Raw genomic sequence first — 15,339 nt, 5'->3', positions numbered from 1 at the left:
TGCTGTGAGTGTCACCCAAAGGGTGTTAACAAAGCGATCATCGCTCACCTTTTCCTTTCTCTCTCAATAAGCGATCGCTACCTTAAGACTAATTTGCCATGATTTACCCTAAAATTATATAGACCAAAGATTAAACAACAGGAGAGATCATGAGTTACCAAGACATTATTACAATTGAACCTGGAAAACGCAGTGGAAAACCTTGTATTCGAGGAATGCGTATTACTGTGTACGACATTTTAGAATATTTAGCAGGTGGAATGACAGAAGCTGAAATTCTGGAAGATTTTTCAGAACTGACATCTGAAGATATTAAAGCTTGTCTTTCTTTTGCTGCTGACCGAGAGAAAAAGTTATTTGTTGCATCTCTATGAAACTGCTATTAGATGAAAATTTGTCAGATCGGATTGTTGATAAAATTCTTGATTTGTATCCTGATTCTCAACACGTTAAAACTTTAGGACTTATAAATACTGATGATGCCATTATCTGGGAATTCGCCAAAATGAATAGTTTTGTGATTATTTCCAAAGATTCTGACTTTCATCAACGTAGTTTACTTTATGGTCATCCACCAAAATTTATTTATCTGCGTATTGGTAATAGTCCCACATCAAAGATTGTGCAGATTTTGAGAGATAATTTGGCCACAATTACCCAATTTGATAGTAGTGACACGGAAAGTATTTTGGTATTAACTTAATTATACTCCCAGATATTGGAGATTTATATTTTCTGATATACAAATCATGCGTAAAGACATTTTAACCAAATGTCTCTGAAATATATTGTAAATGTTTCTGTACCGGAGCGATCGCATTAGCAACTATCATCCCACTAGCAGCCACAGCCGGCAACCCAATCCCCGGAAAAGTCGAATCTCCACAACACAACAACCCCGATAAAGGAGTATTCCCACCAGGAAATAAACCCTTCCCTGCCGCTATAGCTGGTCCATAACTACCATGATGACGACGCAAAAATCGCCCATGAGTAAGGGGAGTACCCACCAAACTAACTTCGCAACGAGAACGAATATCAGGAATAATTCTTTCCAAAGCTTGCCACATCACTTCCGCACGTTCTTGTTTTAACAACGCATATTCTTCGCTATTGCGTTCCTTTCCTTGCCAAATAGCATAAGGTTCATTACCAGGAGTATAAACGTGAATCACGTGCTTATCCACTGGTGCTAAAGACGAATCAAGAACTGAAGGAATAGATACAACTACCACATTTTGCGGTGCAGTTACGCCTTTATCCCAATCGTTAACTACAATGTAGTGAATACCTAGATTCTCAGGTAATTCTGCTGCATCAATACCTAAATGTAGGTGCATAAAACTATCACATTCAGGTGTTGCTTGTCGCTTTTCTACATACCGTTTAGGGACAGCACCTTCAGGAATGAGTTTGAGAGTATCCCACACAGAAGCATTAGAAACAACAGCTTTACTAGCTCGGATTTCTTTACCACTCCGCAGACGTACCCCGACAGCACGGTTGTTTTCTACTAAAACTTGCTCCACATGAGCATTTAAAACTAACTTACCACCATGTTTAGTCAACCCCCGTACCAGTGCATCAACCAATGCACCACTTCCCCCAATCGGATAATCTAACTGCACACCAGGACGATACCAATCTGCAAACATGAAAGCCACTTCTGCGGCAATTGTCCCATCTGCGGGTAATCCAGATAACAGGAAGCAAAGTAAATCTAACCAGTTGCGAATAAAAGGGTCTGTGATTACACCATCAATAATATTAGAAAAAGACCCTGTTAATTTAATCACGTTAGTCGCCTGTTGCAGTAAAGCTGGGGCAAATTTACCCATAGTTAACACCGCACCTAAATCATAGCGTAAGGCAGAGGGTGGGAGAGCGATCGCACTCTTACCCAAAGGTGTCATAATTTCCTGGAGTTTGCGCCATTGTGCTACAGCTTTATCTCCCCGCAATTTTTGCAATATTTCACAAAACTGGTCAGCACCAACTTGAGCATCAAAGTAGCCTTCTGGTAAATAACAACCCCAGGTATTGTAATTGACGCAGGGTAAATCTTCGCCAATAGCATCTAAAACTTGGCGTAAGGGATTAGGGGAAGGGGTATAAGATAAACCAGAATATAAAGAGGGTCCAGACTCAAATTTGTAACCGTTGCGTTCAAAAGCATGAGCCGCACCACCGGCAATGGAGTGGCTTTCTACTACTGTGACATCAATTCCATAGCGTGCCAAGAGTGCAGCGCAACTCAATCCGCCAATACCGCTACCAATTACGACTACTTCTGTGTTACTCATAAATAATTATTGATTACTGGGCTTTTGCAAAAATCATAGATAATGGATTTATTCTAAATTCTCTTCAACTTTGGTTAGCAGCAGGTTGGCTGGAAAAATTCAAATCATAATTCGGTATGTAAAGTTGATTCAATCCGTTATTGTTGTTGAGTTTTAGCAATTTTACAAAACCCAATATATTTGGATTTTATCACACGAACATACTTATACCAATTTTATGTGAGGCTGCACAGAATCCTGAAATTCATTGAATAGTTTCATCTTTATCTGTGTTCATCTGCGGTCAATTATTATTGATATTTTTATTCTATGCAGCTTCATATTAATTTGGTATTACCTATTGATGATTCATGTCAGCAAGAATAAAAATTTTATCCATTTAAATGTGTTTTCATAAAAAATTACAATTTTACTTTTGTTATATCTAGCTTTACTTTACTATTTTTGGCAGATAAGATTGACGATAATTGTTTTTAGCCATCAGCCTAGCCTCACGCCTTGTCCAACATTTTTGTAAAGGTACATCAGCCAATCTTTGCAGCAGTATAAACACACTATCATCTCCTGTCAACTTAACAATTGTTTGAGCAATAACTTTACAACAATTCCAAGGATGACGCACAACTTGAATTTCTGCAAACCTAACTACACCCCAATTCCGTTTCAAGAAAAAACGGTTACGAATCTTATCATCATTAACATCAATACAATGATGAGGTTTACCTGTATTTCCAATATAAGGTTCATCAATTTCTATATCCAAAGCTAACCCAGATGAGTGATGATAAAAAATAAAATCAGTTGAGTAACGGAGAGGATAACCTAGAATTTCAAACTCAACCGCCTGACAAATCAGATTTCCAGCAAAAGCCGCCAGTAAATGCCGAAAAAACTCCTTTTCACTCACTCCCTGCTTGGCTGTACTATTTTCATCTGGTAATACAACACATCCTTGAAACGAAGCTTTGAGATACTTCTGTTCTTGATCACCGTTAGCAAACCGCCTTCCTAAAGGTGGATAAAGAATAATTGGATAATAATCAGTAGACATAACCACACTTTTTATTCAATTTTACTTACTAAGTGGGCGTTAAAAGATTCGCTAATAGATGCGCTACCGCGCTCAAATTGATGGCGTTATGCAACCCAAACAATGCAACAACTAACAGTAATTCTAGCAGAAAGTGTAACCACACTGAAACCTAATTTTCCTGCTGTGACTGCTCAAAATAATCAAACACAAACACTCACTGCAAATTTATTCGTTGATACTGATTTAGATGCAGGTACGATAACTATTCTCAAACAAATTGAAGCTGAACATGAATACTATCAAAGTTGTGGAGAGTGGTAGTCATGGTTGTATCACTGGCTCAACAATCTTTAGCAGGATTATCCCAAACTGCTGCTCATCTCTGGGAACAGTTAAGCAATTGTCAGATTCCTGAAGAGGAAGCTGCTATCATCACCGCTATTTGGGAAACTCAAGAATTACAATCTGAAGCTGTTGATATTCAAGCCGAATTGGCATTGCAACTAGATGCAGAAATAGCAGCTATTAAGCAACGACTAGAACATCTCAAAGCCGTGCATCAATCAGCATTATTAAGACTAGAACGGTGGCGACAGAAATTAGATGAAACCATTCTAGAACATAATGCCACAGGAATTATCCCTGAGCAAATAATTGGTAATTCACTGCGGATCACAATTAAAGAAAATCCACCGAGTTGTGATGTACTTATAGATGCAGAAAAATTGCCAACAAAATACCGCAGAGAAAAGACTGTTTACTCAGCAGATAAGAAAGCAATTATTGCAGCTTGGAAAAAAGGAATTCCTGTGGATGGTACTCATGTTGAACGTAAGCGTCGGGTTGTTTATGCTTTGACAGCAACAGCGATTCAAGACTTGAAAAATTCACTATTACCTTAGCAATTAACGCAACTAGTTCAGGACTTCCTGAAAAAAATGGGTTTATGGTTGGGGTATCAACCCGAAAGGTTAGGTGATAAGTAATCAGACACAATTAATTACACAAAAATCTGGTCTGAAATCCTTGACCGACAAAGGATTGATAAATAACTAATATGTAATTAATTCTGTCCAGTTACTTAGGTGATGTTAGATTGGTGCAGTCGCTTATGGGGGAACACGCTGCACCGCTTTTTTCTGGAGAGATGCCCTTACCCTGGAAAACTTATCCCTGACATCGTTAATTTGCTTCCCATCTAGGTGATTTCAATTGAACAAACCAGCCCGCAAGGCTATGACAGCTGCTTGGGTGCGATGGTTACGTCCCTCAAAAGCAGCATTGGCACAAAGTTTGTTCAAAACACCACGCACATATATCTTTACACTGCCGATGCTGAGATAGAGTCTTTTGGCAATCTCTCGATTTGTATAACCTTGAACAATCAACTCCAAGACTTGCAGTTCCTTGTTTGTCAGTGGATCTGCTTTGAGAAGACTCGCTTGCTCTGGGTCAATCGCAGAGATGGTCACTGTTTGAGCAGCTTTTGATTTCACTGCCGTCACTGCCGATGCCAATTGACGAGTATGCTTGAGAATAATACGAGCGATCGCTGCATCTATCCAAGAATAGCCTTTATAAGTCATGTATAGAGCTTCTAACAGCAACTCAAACTTAATAGTCTTAACACAGTAAGAGTCTGCTCCAGCCGCAAAAGCTGCCAAAACCTTCTGTTCTTGAGCAAAAGAAGTGAGCATCATAATTTTCGTTTGTGCTGCTGCTCCTGGTGGCATAGATTGTCGAAACCGATGCACCACTGTTATGCCATCCATATCTGGTAAGCCAATATCCACAATGGCAATATCTGGCTTGGTATCTTGAAGCAATTCTAGACCAGCAGTACCTGTCTCTGCATCTCCTATAACTTGAATATTCTTTTGCTCATTCAAACAACTGCGTATGCCCACCCTGGTCAAACTGTGGTCTTCAATAATTGCCACTCTTATGTTTTTCATGACTTACCTCAGCGACTGGTTCAATGTACTCTCACCAATGTCGAAAATAATTGATGTATCTGTTTGACACTTCCAAGCAGGCGATTCTTGGTTCGTAAACAACACGTCAATTTTTCTTAGTTGTCATCAATACCTTAGCCAAAATAAGAGCCTTGATAATTTTTGGCAAAAACGGCAAAAATAAGCATACATAAGCGTTTCGAGGAAAAGGTTATTTAGAATCTAAAACCCTTATCCTACAATCAATACATTAAAAACCCTTGTGGGAAACCTTCAAGGAATTTTTAGGACTGATTGTTTTTGCCAAGCCTAACGAGAAACGGGAGTTTATAGTTAAAGCATTATCATCTCACCCTCGTAATTTGGCTAAGGTATTGTTAACATCTATCTATGTATTGATTAAAAACCTTTAACTTCTGAAAAAAATCTATCTAAAGACTCATATAAGTATAAAAACTTAAAGAGCAAACTTGAGTTTTCCCAAAATCTACTTGATCTGTATGACACCTTTCTCTTTGAATCAAACTTCAACAGAAAGTATCCTTTTGATAGATGACTCAGCCAAAAATTTTTGCTTGTTAAAATCTACTCTCCAGCAAGAAGGATACAGGGTAACATTCACAGATAGTGGCAGTGAAGCCTTAATTAAGATTGCCAAATCTCCCCCTGATTTAGTGCTATTAGATACCTTAATGCCAAATATTGATGGCTATGAAATCACTAGACAGATTAAACAGAATTCCGATTTACCTTTCATACCTGTGTTACTCGTTACGAATTGTGATGAGTCCTCTTTCATTCAAGGTTTACAGGCTGGTGCTGACGATTTTTTGATTAAGCCTGTAGAGCAAAATGAATTGTTAGCACGAGTGCGCTCGCTCCTCCGGTTAAAACACAGTATCCATCAACGTGAGCAATTTGCTCACCAAAGTCGAGAAGATTTTCTGATTAAGCTGACTCACGATTTACGAACTCCTTTGACCTCAACAATTCAACTACTAGGAATGATACAAAAAGGAAATTTTGGTCAACAATTGTCAGAAATACAAGAATATCTGCAACAAATTACTGAAAGTAATCAAATGTTACTGTCAATAGTTGAAAATATGCTGGAGGTTTATCAGTATGAAACTGGATCTAAGGATTTGGAGTTTTCTGCTGTAGATTTGTGGGAGTTAAGCCAAAAAATAGTTAGGGAACTACAACCTTTAGCTGTTGTGAAAAACTTAACTCTCAACGCCAAATTAAATGACACACAACCATCTGCTGTGAAAGTCTGCGGCGATAGAATAGAACTTTACCGATTGCTCACTAACTTAGTTGGTAATGCCATTCGTTTTACTGATACTGGGTCAGTAGAAATTCGCCTCAGTTCTAATGTTCAAGGGGTAACAATTGAAGTAGAGGATACAGGTATTGGCATAAGTCGGTCAGAAAAATCACTTTTATTTGAACGCTTTCGACAGGGTAAGCATCAGCGTCGGGGTAACGGTCTAGGATTATATTTGTCCCGTCAAATTGTTGAAGCCCATCAAGGTAATATCTCTGTTTCATCAACTGTGGGAAAAGGTAGCATTTTTACAGTTTATTTACATGCTTTAACACCTCTAGGGCTGGATTGACTTTTTTCCAAGTCTTAGGTTTTTGTGGAGCAATGCGAAAACTTGACATACTCACTGTCCTAAAGGAGCGGTGATTGTTGACGCGTCAAGCCGTCAGTCCATACTCTTGTTCGACATGATCTAACAATTTTGACTGCAAAGGTGAAAGGTACGGTTTGAGTTGTTTCCCCAATCCTGAACAGAGCCAATCAATGGCAATATCTCGGTTTTCAATTTGATGCAGTCTTCGCAATCTCACGCATAGCTGTCGCATGAACTGGCAGTCTTCATCTAAAAGTTCTAAGGATTTCAGATGTTCTATTGTCACTGTATACTCGGCATCCCAAGTCTCAAGCGTGCAGCTATAGTCTCCAACATGGGTAATGACACCCCAACAACCACTTTTGCCTTTCAGTTCTGGGTTGTCTTTGGGCAGTAGAATACATACTTCCCCAACATGATACGGTAGTGGTACTTTGGTTCTTTCTCGGATTTTGTCCACAATATCTTGAACTTGACGACCAGAAGGAATTTTACCACCACCTTGCTCTACTGCCTGTTGCCAAACCAGTCGTTGTTGTTCTGGATCTAAGGGAACCAAAGGTCTAACTTGGCGTTCGCTCGTTGGTAAGATTTGGGAACCAATGGTTCCCATTTCGTTTGGTATTTTAATTTGGGAACCAATGGTTCCCATTTCGTCTGGTATTTCAATTTGGGAACCATTGGTTCCCATTTCGTCTAGTATTTTAATTTGGGAACCATTGGTTCCCATCAGATTGTCAACTACTGATGAACCAGCTATCAGGTAGTTCACATGACGGTGAGTAAAGCCAAATCGGGAACGACAGTAATTTTCAAAAGTTGTGTGAGTTGAACGGTACAAACGTCTGTCCCGTAGTTCTTTCAATGCTTTAGCAGCTGCGTAAAAAGCTTTTTCAACTTGTCTCTCTAAAAATATGCGATCGCGCCACTCGTCTGTAGTCAGTTCGGAGCTAACAACTATTTCAGTATGGTTGCTTGCAGAATCGTTCTGGGTGGGTAGTAATGTCCCATCAGTAGAGATGTTTGATATCTTACTCATAATTTCTACCCCCTAGTTTCCAAGGAAAATCTCTATATATTTGATACATTATAGCCAACTGTAAATTTATGATTTATATTTAATAATAAACTGATAGTTTATATTTGAGGGTAGTTGAATGGTTGAAAAATTGATGAAAGTTAGAAGAACGATAGATATAGAAATACCCGGTTTGGGAAAGAGAATTAGACAAGCTAGAGAAGCTGATAGACGCTCTTTAGCTGAAATATGCCGTCAAATTCCCATGACAACTATGAATTGGTACAAAATAGAATCCGAAGAAACCAAAGCTTTGCCCATCGAAACTTTACAACGTATTCAAGATGTACTGAAAGTTGATTTTGGTATTAATTTTTATGAATAGCTAAGAATAAATCCTTATGTTTTACAGTTCACCGATTTGCCAAAGCTAATATTTCTACGGTTAAATTTTAAATTTCTACTTAATTTCTAATTAATCAGAGTATATATTACGGCAGTTTTCATGTATTTATAAATTGCCCAAAATAGGGCAACAAAGGAAATCAACACACAAAAAAGCGAATTTTTCTGGTACATCATTCGTCGCATTGAAATTGCAACAATACTTGAATTCGATGTCATAAAATCCGCTAAAAATCAGTTTTTTAAAGAATTATTGCCAAGTTTTACCAATAAATTAGCCACAAACTAGAACTTGTATTAAAGGTTACTTCGATAGGATAGGGTTGTGAAAAAGGACAGACATTTGATGATAACTTGTAGGAAACTTTGAAATTCTGCGTCCATTATTCTTGAAAAAACTCCACTTCTCCACTTCATAATATTTTCAGGGGGCAAAAATTTGACACGTATAATTACACTTTTTAATCAGTCTGGTGGTGTCGGTAAATCGAGTTTAGCCATGAACCTTGCCTACCATTTGCAGGAGCGTAAACATCGCGTACTGTTGATAGATATGGACCCTCAAGGGTCGCTGACAACTTTCATGGGGCTAGATACAACAGCACTAGAGCAAACTGTTTATGACTCCATTTTGCATTCTGTACCATTACCGATTCAAACTCAAGTTCATGGTATAGATTTGACTCCCGCTAATATTAATTTGAGTGCTGCCGAATTAGAATTAGTGGTAGCAGATATGCGAGATATCCGACTCAAAGAAGCTTTAGAACCAATAGTTGATCAATATGATTTTATATTGATAGATTGTCCACCTAGTTTGGGATTACTCAGTTACATCAGCTTGGTAGCGGCTACTCACGTTTTAGTTCCAATTCAAACTCAATACAAGGCATTTTGTGGAACTGAGTTATTGTTAAATACTGTTGCCAGAGTGCGATCGCGTCCTAATCGTCAACTAGCGATCGCTGGGTTTATTCCCACTATGTATGATGGTCGTAATATTCAAGATGCCCGAACTTTAGAAGCTATCCAACAGCAGTTAGCAGCAGTGGGTGTGGTCTATCCAGCTATTCCTCGTTCTACAGCTTTTGCTGACGCATCCGAAGATCATGTCCCTTTGGCAGTCTATAATTCCAAACACCCGGCTGTGCCTATTCTCAAAAAAATTGCACAAGGTTTAGAAAAGTTATGAGTAGTAGGCGAGATCGCCCATATCAACAAATGAAACCCTTGGATATTCTATTTGGGGAGTCTCAAGCTGTAGCTGAGATAGTTGCTGTTGAGTCAATTTGTCTCCCACAGCAGCAGCCAAGGCGTTACTTTGACCCACAGGCAATGCAAGAATTAGTAGAGTCCGTGCGGCAACATGGGATTCTACAACCAATGTTAGTTCGTTCCCGTGCAGATAATAAGTATGAATTGGTAGCTGGAGAAAGACGCTATCGAGCCGCAAAAGTAGTTGGTTTGACTGAAGTGCCAGTTGTAATTCGAGAACTCAGTGATCAAGAAGCCATGCAGCTTTCTTTGATTGAGAACCTTTGTCGTGAGGATTTGAACCCAGTTGAGGAAACTGAAGGTATTTTGCAACTTTTGGCATTACACTTAAATAGCGACATTATAGATGTAACTTCTCTGCTGTATAGAATGAAAAATGCAGCAGACAAGCAAGATGAAGCTAGGCATAACGTTATGCCTAACTCGGAAGCTCAAGTAGTGGAAGAAGTGTTTACGAGTTTAGGGTTAATGACGTGGGAATCTTTTATCAAAAATCGTCTGCCATTATTAAATTTATCGGACGATGTGTTAACGGCACTGCGTGAAGGAAAAATTGCTTACACAAAAGCGAAAGTGATAGCTCGAATTAAAGACGAGACTACACGCCAGGAATTACTAGCAGTGGCAATTGCTGAAAACCTGTCTCTAACTCAAATTCAGTCACGGATTAAAGCTATATTACCTACTTCAGATCCTGATGAACGCAAAGAGCGGATAGAAGGAACAATGCGGCGAGTGAAACAGGCAAAGGTTTGGGAAGACCAGCAAAAGTGGAGTCGTCTGGAAACACTCTTGGCACAAATAGAGGAATTGCTTGTTCAGAAATAATGTTTTGACATCCTCCCCACCTTACTTCGTTGAGGGAGCGGCATTCGGTGGCTTATGGTAACTGAAAAGCCGATAGCAATAAAAACATAGCAGGTATCGTCATAACACTCTTTCATCAAACTGGGTTGAAACTTAGATTTTCTGTTGATCGAAACGATTTAAAATCCTAAATTGCACCTTCTATGATCAAAGAGCGATAACTAACACTTTGTCAGTGTGAACTTAAACGACTGTTAGATCATACTTTTACAAGTTTTCCGGTATGTCTAAATGTAGCGACCTGCAATTATAAATCCCTAAACCTGCAATCATCGTTGTCTCCAGCCAGGATTAAATGCAACTATAATTTCATTTGAACCAGAATTAATTGCAACTGAGCCAGGATTAAATGCAACCAGCCTGCAATCATCCGTTTCGACCAGGATTATTTACAAATAGACTTAACGCTTTACCAGGACTGAGTTTTCAGTATTGACAGAGGTTTGTTAAAAAACTCATTTGAAAATTTGATAGATTAACTTTGAATTCTTTACCGAGTTTTTTAACTAGAAAACCAACGGTTTTAGGTTCTCTAAGCCTTACCAGTGTGGCAGTTAAGAAAACATTCGTTTCTTTTACTTTTATAGTTGCAAATAATCCTGGCTCAAACCGATGATTGCAGGTTAGTTGCATTTAATCCTGGTTTGAAAGTGTCTTGATTGCAGGTTTGAGCATTTATAATTGCAGGTTGCTACATCTAAAGGGAGCGTGTCTTTATATCTGAGATATAAGCGACTCGTGCAGTTTGGCAAGTTCACCTGGTTATGTCAAATTTGCTGACTACCGTTCAATGTAGAAAACTAATTTAAATTTCATCATGAGTACATGGTTTGATACGGCACGACTGGGGATGTTTATTCATTGGGGTCATAGTTCCCAACAGGGACGTGAATTATCTTGGCCTATGGTTGGAGGTGTATTCAGTCTTCCTTTCTGCAAAAATATTCCCGTTGAAGAATATTACCGTACAGTCGATACTTTCAATCCGCAAGATTACAATCCTCAAGAATGGGCATATTTAGCCAAAAATTTAGGAGTAGAGTATGTCGTATTCACTACTAAACATCATGATGGTTTTGCTCTATTCCATAGCCAAGAATCAGATTTTTCTATTGCATCTGCACCTTATAAAAAAGACATTGTTCGTGAATATATTGAAGCTATGCGCTCCGTAGGATTACGAGTTGGGCTTTATTTTTCACTTTCAGACTGGCATCATCCTGATTATCCGGCTTTTACAGAAGCTGATAAACCTTATCGGTTTGAGCAATTGCCTCAACCCACACAGCACCAGTGGGAGCGATATATTGAGTTTATGTTTCATCAAATCCGAGAATTATTGACCAACTACGGTCAAATTGACATCTTCTGGTTGGATGGAAGTTGGGAAAGGACTCCAGAGCAATGGCAAGCTGAAAAATTGGCAAAAATGATTCGTGATTTACAACCCGATATTCTCATTAATGACCGCTTACCAAATTGTGGAGACTTTGCAACTCCTGAGCAATTTATTCCCTCCCAACCTCCGGATCATCTTTGGGAAACCTGTCTGACTATTAATGAAAGTTGGGGATATAACCCAGATGATCATCACTTCAAATCCTCTCGGCAACTGATTCATACATTGTGCGAAGTGGCAGCTAAAGGCGGTAAACTTTTACTGAATATTAGTCCAATGGGCAATGGGCAAATTCCACCTGAGCAGTTAGAGCGTCTAGAAGATATAGCTAAATGGATGTCTCAGCATTCTGAAAGTATACTCGATACAACACCAGGATTAGAACCTTGGCAATTTTATGGTCCTTCTACCTGTAAGGGCGTTCGCGCTTCGCGTGCCGAAGGCGATGCTCCAAAGGAGCCGCCCAAAGGGCATCGCATTTATCTACACCTATTAATGAAACCTTACGAAACAATATCGGTTAGAGGTGTGCCAATCAAACGAGTGAAATCAGTATCTGTTCTTGCTGACGGTACAGCACTTACCTATACAAGTCGTTGTGCAATTATGGATTCCCTCTTCAATTCCGACCCCCTGGGGGAATTAACAATTTGTGTACCTGAATCAGTAATCAATTCTTTCGCTACAGTGATTGCTATTGATATCAATTCCTCTTTAACCTAAAAGGCAGTCCAAGAGTGTCTCAAGGATGCAGAATTTCTTTGAGCCTGCGCTCTTTCCTGGGGAATGAAAAGGTATTGTTAATAATCAGCGATCGCACTTCCATAATTTATGTGATTGGGTGGTAGAGTCCATCTTTGCTGTGACTTAAAGAAGATTTTGGATAGGTTGTCCAACTTTACCTTCCAAAAATGGATGTCCAACTTCTCCTTCTAAAAACGTCCAAAAAATAAATAGTACAAAGGAAAACTCAACTGCTCAAACCCTATGCCTATATGCAATATAACGGTTTTGGTAATAGCGATAGCAACGCTTGTGAGGAATCCGGTTCAAGGGAAAAGTCGCCCAAGACTAGTATTAAAGCGGATCTGTGTCCATTTTCTTTTTCCAAACTTATGATCGCTTGATTAATGTCTTAACGAAGTGATAAGTATTTCAGCTTACAACTTGTCCAAAATCTTCTTAAAGTCACATAATGAATCAGGTTCGCGGAGCGTCCCGATAGCTTGCGTGGCGATGTAGGAGCCATAGGGATAGGACACGTTCGTCGAAGACGTTCCGTTCGTGCAGCGTCTCCGACAGGACAAGGAAAGGAAGAAGGAATAGAAGGGTTGGACAATTAATCCTCGAATTTATGCGTTTATTTTTGGTGAAAATGCAAGGGTTTTAAACATATATTGTCAATAATCTTGCACTTGTTTGCTTATAAAACCCTGTACTTTCTATCAACGCTTTTGCTTTCTTTCAGCAAAACCTACTTATTATATGCTCATAAAATTACTAACTAAAATTCAGTTAGGGTATATAAAGGGGTTTTATAGGGGCTATGTATACCCCAATGAGAAATTTGAGAATTATGGTTATTCCCTTTAGCCCTTAAATATCACCTACATAGGGTATATATAGGTGATACTCAGGGTATCTTTTGCTGAATAAAATTAATTTGAGGTATATGTAGGAGCTATATAGGTTATATATATACCCTAACAAGAAATCAGAAAATAATTGAGATTTTAGCACCTGTATAGGGTATATATAGGTGATACTCAGGGTATCTTTTTACCACCCATTTTTTATATCCCACTTGACCCCCATGCCCAACATTCACGCCTTACAAAAAATTTTTCCAGCAGGATTCGATAACGGTTACGGCAGCTTGAAACTTTTCGTCGATGGATTTGAAGTCGTTCGTATCCCCAGCTATATTTCCACAGCCGAGATGGAAGATGTACCAGGAAGAATCGTCTTCGATGGTGCTGCTTACACCGTGGGAGAATCTGCCTTTCGTACAGGTTATCATTTTGACCGCAACACAGACCACAACGAAAACAAAATTAAAAATGCACTGTTGATGTTATTTGGTGGATTAGCACATCTGCCACATCGTAAAGCTTGGCATTTAAAATTAGTAGTCAGCTTACATGACATAGGACTAGCAGAAAATTTAAAACAAGCACTCAACGGAGAATATCAACCAATCCTGGCAGGCAAAAAATCAGATGTCACCCTAGAAATAATCAAAGTCGTGCCAGAAGGAATGGGTGCATTGTTTGGGCATCAACTTCCACCCAAGCTCACCGTCCTAGATTTTGGGAATGGAACCACACTCTATTCTCGTTACAACCAGGGAAAGCGAGAAGTTCATACCCCCTACCCCGCAGGTGTCGAAGTTCTCATCGAAGATATTGCCGAAAAAATGAAACATCTCAACGGGGGAAAAATCGGCAACGCCTCCCAAATTCGATTTTGTTTGGAAAAGGGACATACCAGATACAGTCGTGACATTGACATCAAAGATATCTACACCAGTTGTTTGAAAGATTGGTATGAAAAATTCTTAAAGAAACCCGTAAGCCTGACACTAGATGCCAAGCACCAGGGGGATGAAATTTGGGCAATTGGTGGAGGCTGCTTGTTACCTGGATTTAAGAAGCTATTGGAGAAGAACGGGTTCAAAATTCTGGACAATCCCGTAGAAGCTAATGCCTATGGATTGCTAGAGATGGCAAAAGCCATGATCAACAAGAATCTGTAGTCCTGCTGAAAAGCCCGCCCCTGGCTTGAGCTTGAAATGAAGCGCGAATTTTGAATCAACCAATTTGAATAGGAACAAAGCCAATGACCCCGGAAAAAGTTCGGATTAAAGATAGCTACCGAGAACGCATATTTGCTGAATCACAGCAACTAGATAAAAGTTACTTAGAGACGCTTTACTTTATCATTGATTGCTATTTTGCTTTCAAAAAGGGTGCATTCCCTATGCAACAACTGGTTACACAAGTTACACATACCCCGACTTTCAACCCGATTGCCACCAACCAAAGCCCACAAGACCAGCCCCTTTCAACTCCATCACCACCGGAAAATCCCAAAGATGCTGATGGCGAAACATTCACACTGGATTTTGATTTGTAACTGTTATGTCTTGGTGCGGCTTCATTTTCGCTATATTTACCTGAAACAGCAAGAAGGCTCACACTGTACCTGTACTCAGGTCAGTGTTGAGACGGCAGTCGCTACAAGTCGGGAAACCCGCCAAAAGTGCTGCCTCATGAATTGCGAGTGAGTCGAGTTGCGTAGTTTGATTGTATCTGAAGTTCACCCTTAGTTACCGCGCCAAGAGTAAAATATCCACTTGGATGATTTTGCTGAGTGTAATTCCATGCCAGGATAAATATTAGAATCTTCTGCTTGCTAGATCCGCTATCTAATAGATTACTG

General features: G+C 39.4%; 15 protein-coding genes. 11 read left to right on the top strand and 4 right to left on the bottom strand.

The genetic code is table 11. The features are described 5' to 3' along the window. Positions 1-149 precede the first annotated feature (149 nt). Together ACSQ6I_RS27710 and ACSQ6I_RS27705 are read left to right on the top strand one after the other, a co-directional pair. Positions 150-374: a DUF433 domain-containing protein gene (locus ACSQ6I_RS27710; protein WP_438893370.1), complete on the top strand. Its 225-nt coding sequence runs from the start codon at positions 150-152 to the stop codon at positions 372-374. Next, complete coding sequence (locus ACSQ6I_RS27705; protein WP_438893369.1) at positions 371-703, top strand: DUF5615 family PIN-like protein; 333 nt, start codon at positions 371-373, stop codon at positions 701-703. The genes ACSQ6I_RS27710 and ACSQ6I_RS27705 overlap by 4 nt, the downstream gene beginning before the upstream one ends. 61 nt (positions 704-764) lie before the next feature. On the opposite strand, the gene ACSQ6I_RS27700 is transcribed toward ACSQ6I_RS27705, so the two are convergent. After that, positions 765-2,303, bottom strand: coding sequence for a phytoene desaturase family protein (locus tag ACSQ6I_RS27700; protein ID WP_438893368.1), 1,539 nt, complete (start codon positions 2,301-2,303; stop codon positions 765-767). A 430-nt stretch (positions 2,304-2,733) separates the two neighbouring features. Then, the gene (locus ACSQ6I_RS27695) at positions 2,734-3,354 is read right to left on the bottom strand and encodes a hypothetical protein (protein ID WP_438893367.1); all 621 of its coding nucleotides are present in this window, start codon (positions 3,352-3,354) and stop codon (positions 2,734-2,736) included. Positions 3,355-3,456: 102 nt separating this feature from the next. On the opposite strand from ACSQ6I_RS27695, the gene ACSQ6I_RS27690 reads away from it, so the two are divergent. Continuing rightward, on the top strand, positions 3,457-3,657 hold the full coding sequence (locus tag ACSQ6I_RS27690) for a hypothetical protein (protein WP_438893366.1): 201 nt from the start codon (positions 3,457-3,459) through the stop codon (positions 3,655-3,657). A 2-nt stretch (positions 3,658-3,659) separates the two neighbouring features. After that, positions 3,660-4,238, top strand: a complete 579-nt coding sequence (locus ACSQ6I_RS27685; protein WP_438893365.1) for a siphovirus Gp157 family protein — start codon at positions 3,660-3,662, stop codon at positions 4,236-4,238. Positions 4,239-4,544: 306 nt separating this feature from the next. Here ACSQ6I_RS27685 and ACSQ6I_RS27680 read toward each other — a convergent pair whose 3' ends face one another. After that, entirely contained in the window at positions 4,545-5,291 is a 747-nt protein-coding gene (locus tag ACSQ6I_RS27680) for a response regulator (protein WP_438893364.1), read from the bottom strand. Between the two features lie 500 nt (positions 5,292-5,791). Here ACSQ6I_RS27680 and ACSQ6I_RS27675 point away from each other — a divergent pair, with 500 nt between their 5' ends. Further along, on the top strand, positions 5,792-6,913 hold the full coding sequence (locus ACSQ6I_RS27675) for a hybrid sensor histidine kinase/response regulator (protein WP_438893363.1): 1,122 nt from the start codon (positions 5,792-5,794) through the stop codon (positions 6,911-6,913). A gap of 85 nt (positions 6,914-6,998) precedes the next feature. On the opposite strand, the gene ACSQ6I_RS27670 is transcribed toward ACSQ6I_RS27675, so the two are convergent. Continuing rightward, positions 6,999-7,973, bottom strand: a complete 975-nt coding sequence (locus ACSQ6I_RS27670) for a hypothetical protein (RefSeq protein WP_438893362.1) — start codon at positions 7,971-7,973, stop codon at positions 6,999-7,001. Between the two features lie 118 nt (positions 7,974-8,091). On the opposite strand from ACSQ6I_RS27670, the gene ACSQ6I_RS27665 reads away from it, so the two are divergent. From ACSQ6I_RS27665 to ACSQ6I_RS27640, 6 genes are all read left to right on the top strand, one after another. Continuing rightward, positions 8,092-8,337: a helix-turn-helix domain-containing protein gene (locus ACSQ6I_RS27665; RefSeq protein WP_438893361.1), complete on the top strand. Its 246-nt coding sequence runs from the start codon at positions 8,092-8,094 to the stop codon at positions 8,335-8,337. 459 nt (positions 8,338-8,796) lie between these two features. After that, a complete protein-coding gene (locus ACSQ6I_RS27660) occupies positions 8,797-9,549 on the top strand; it encodes a ParA family protein (RefSeq protein WP_438893360.1) in 753 nt (250 codons plus the stop codon). Then, a complete protein-coding gene (locus tag ACSQ6I_RS27655) occupies positions 9,546-10,460 on the top strand; it encodes a ParB/RepB/Spo0J family partition protein (RefSeq protein ID WP_438893359.1) in 915 nt (304 codons plus the stop codon). The genes ACSQ6I_RS27660 and ACSQ6I_RS27655 overlap by 4 nt, the downstream gene beginning before the upstream one ends. An 856-nt stretch (positions 10,461-11,316) precedes the next feature. Beyond that, on the top strand, positions 11,317-12,621 hold the full coding sequence (locus ACSQ6I_RS27650) for an alpha-L-fucosidase (RefSeq protein WP_438893358.1): 1,305 nt from the start codon (positions 11,317-11,319) through the stop codon (positions 12,619-12,621). Positions 12,622-13,711: 1,090 nt separating this feature from the next. Beyond that, entirely contained in the window at positions 13,712-14,653 is a 942-nt protein-coding gene (locus ACSQ6I_RS27645; RefSeq protein WP_438893357.1) for a ParM/StbA family protein, read from the top strand. 83 nt (positions 14,654-14,736) lie between these two features. Next, entirely contained in the window at positions 14,737-15,033 is a 297-nt protein-coding gene (locus ACSQ6I_RS27640) for a hypothetical protein (RefSeq protein WP_438893356.1), read from the top strand. Positions 15,034-15,339 lie beyond the last annotated feature (306 nt).

The organism is Anabaena sp. WFMT (assembly GCF_051781005.1).
Lineage (GTDB): Bacteria > Cyanobacteriota > Cyanobacteriia > Cyanobacteriales > Nostocaceae > Anabaena.
The sequence above is the reverse complement of the archived record's forward strand: the minus strand, read 5'-3'. Positions and strand labels throughout refer to the sequence as shown.

Bases quoted from the DNA above. Each gene is read 5' to 3' on its own strand.
- ACSQ6I_RS27695 (WP_438893367.1), bottom strand. From the start codon at position 3,354: ATGTCTACTGATTATTATCCAATTATTCTTTATCCACCTTTAGGAAGG.
- ACSQ6I_RS27690 (WP_438893366.1), top strand. From the start codon at position 3,457: ATGCAACAACTAACAGTAATTCTAGCAGAAAGTGTAACCACACTGAAA.
- ACSQ6I_RS27685 (WP_438893365.1), top strand. From the start codon at position 3,660: ATGGTTGTATCACTGGCTCAACAATCTTTAGCAGGATTATCCCAAACT.
- ACSQ6I_RS27710 (WP_438893370.1), top strand. From the start codon at position 150: ATGAGTTACCAAGACATTATTACAATTGAACCTGGAAAACGCAGTGGA.
- ACSQ6I_RS27645 (WP_438893357.1), top strand. From the start codon at position 13,712: ATGCCCAACATTCACGCCTTACAAAAAATTTTTCCAGCAGGATTCGAT.
- ACSQ6I_RS27650 (WP_438893358.1), top strand. From the start codon at position 11,317: ATGAGTACATGGTTTGATACGGCACGACTGGGGATGTTTATTCATTGG.
- ACSQ6I_RS27700 (WP_438893368.1), bottom strand. From the start codon at position 2,303: ATGAGTAACACAGAAGTAGTCGTAATTGGTAGCGGTATTGGCGGATTG.
- ACSQ6I_RS27675 (WP_438893363.1), top strand. From the start codon at position 5,792: ATGACACCTTTCTCTTTGAATCAAACTTCAACAGAAAGTATCCTTTTG.
- ACSQ6I_RS27670 (WP_438893362.1), bottom strand. From the start codon at position 7,973: ATGAGTAAGATATCAAACATCTCTACTGATGGGACATTACTACCCACC.
- ACSQ6I_RS27665 (WP_438893361.1), top strand. From the start codon at position 8,092: ATGGTTGAAAAATTGATGAAAGTTAGAAGAACGATAGATATAGAAATA.
- ACSQ6I_RS27680 (WP_438893364.1), bottom strand. From the start codon at position 5,291: ATGAAAAACATAAGAGTGGCAATTATTGAAGACCACAGTTTGACCAGG.
- ACSQ6I_RS27655 (WP_438893359.1), top strand. From the start codon at position 9,546: ATGAGTAGTAGGCGAGATCGCCCATATCAACAAATGAAACCCTTGGAT.
- ACSQ6I_RS27640 (WP_438893356.1), top strand. From the start codon at position 14,737: ATGACCCCGGAAAAAGTTCGGATTAAAGATAGCTACCGAGAACGCATA.
- ACSQ6I_RS27705 (WP_438893369.1), top strand. From the start codon at position 371: ATGAAACTGCTATTAGATGAAAATTTGTCAGATCGGATTGTTGATAAA.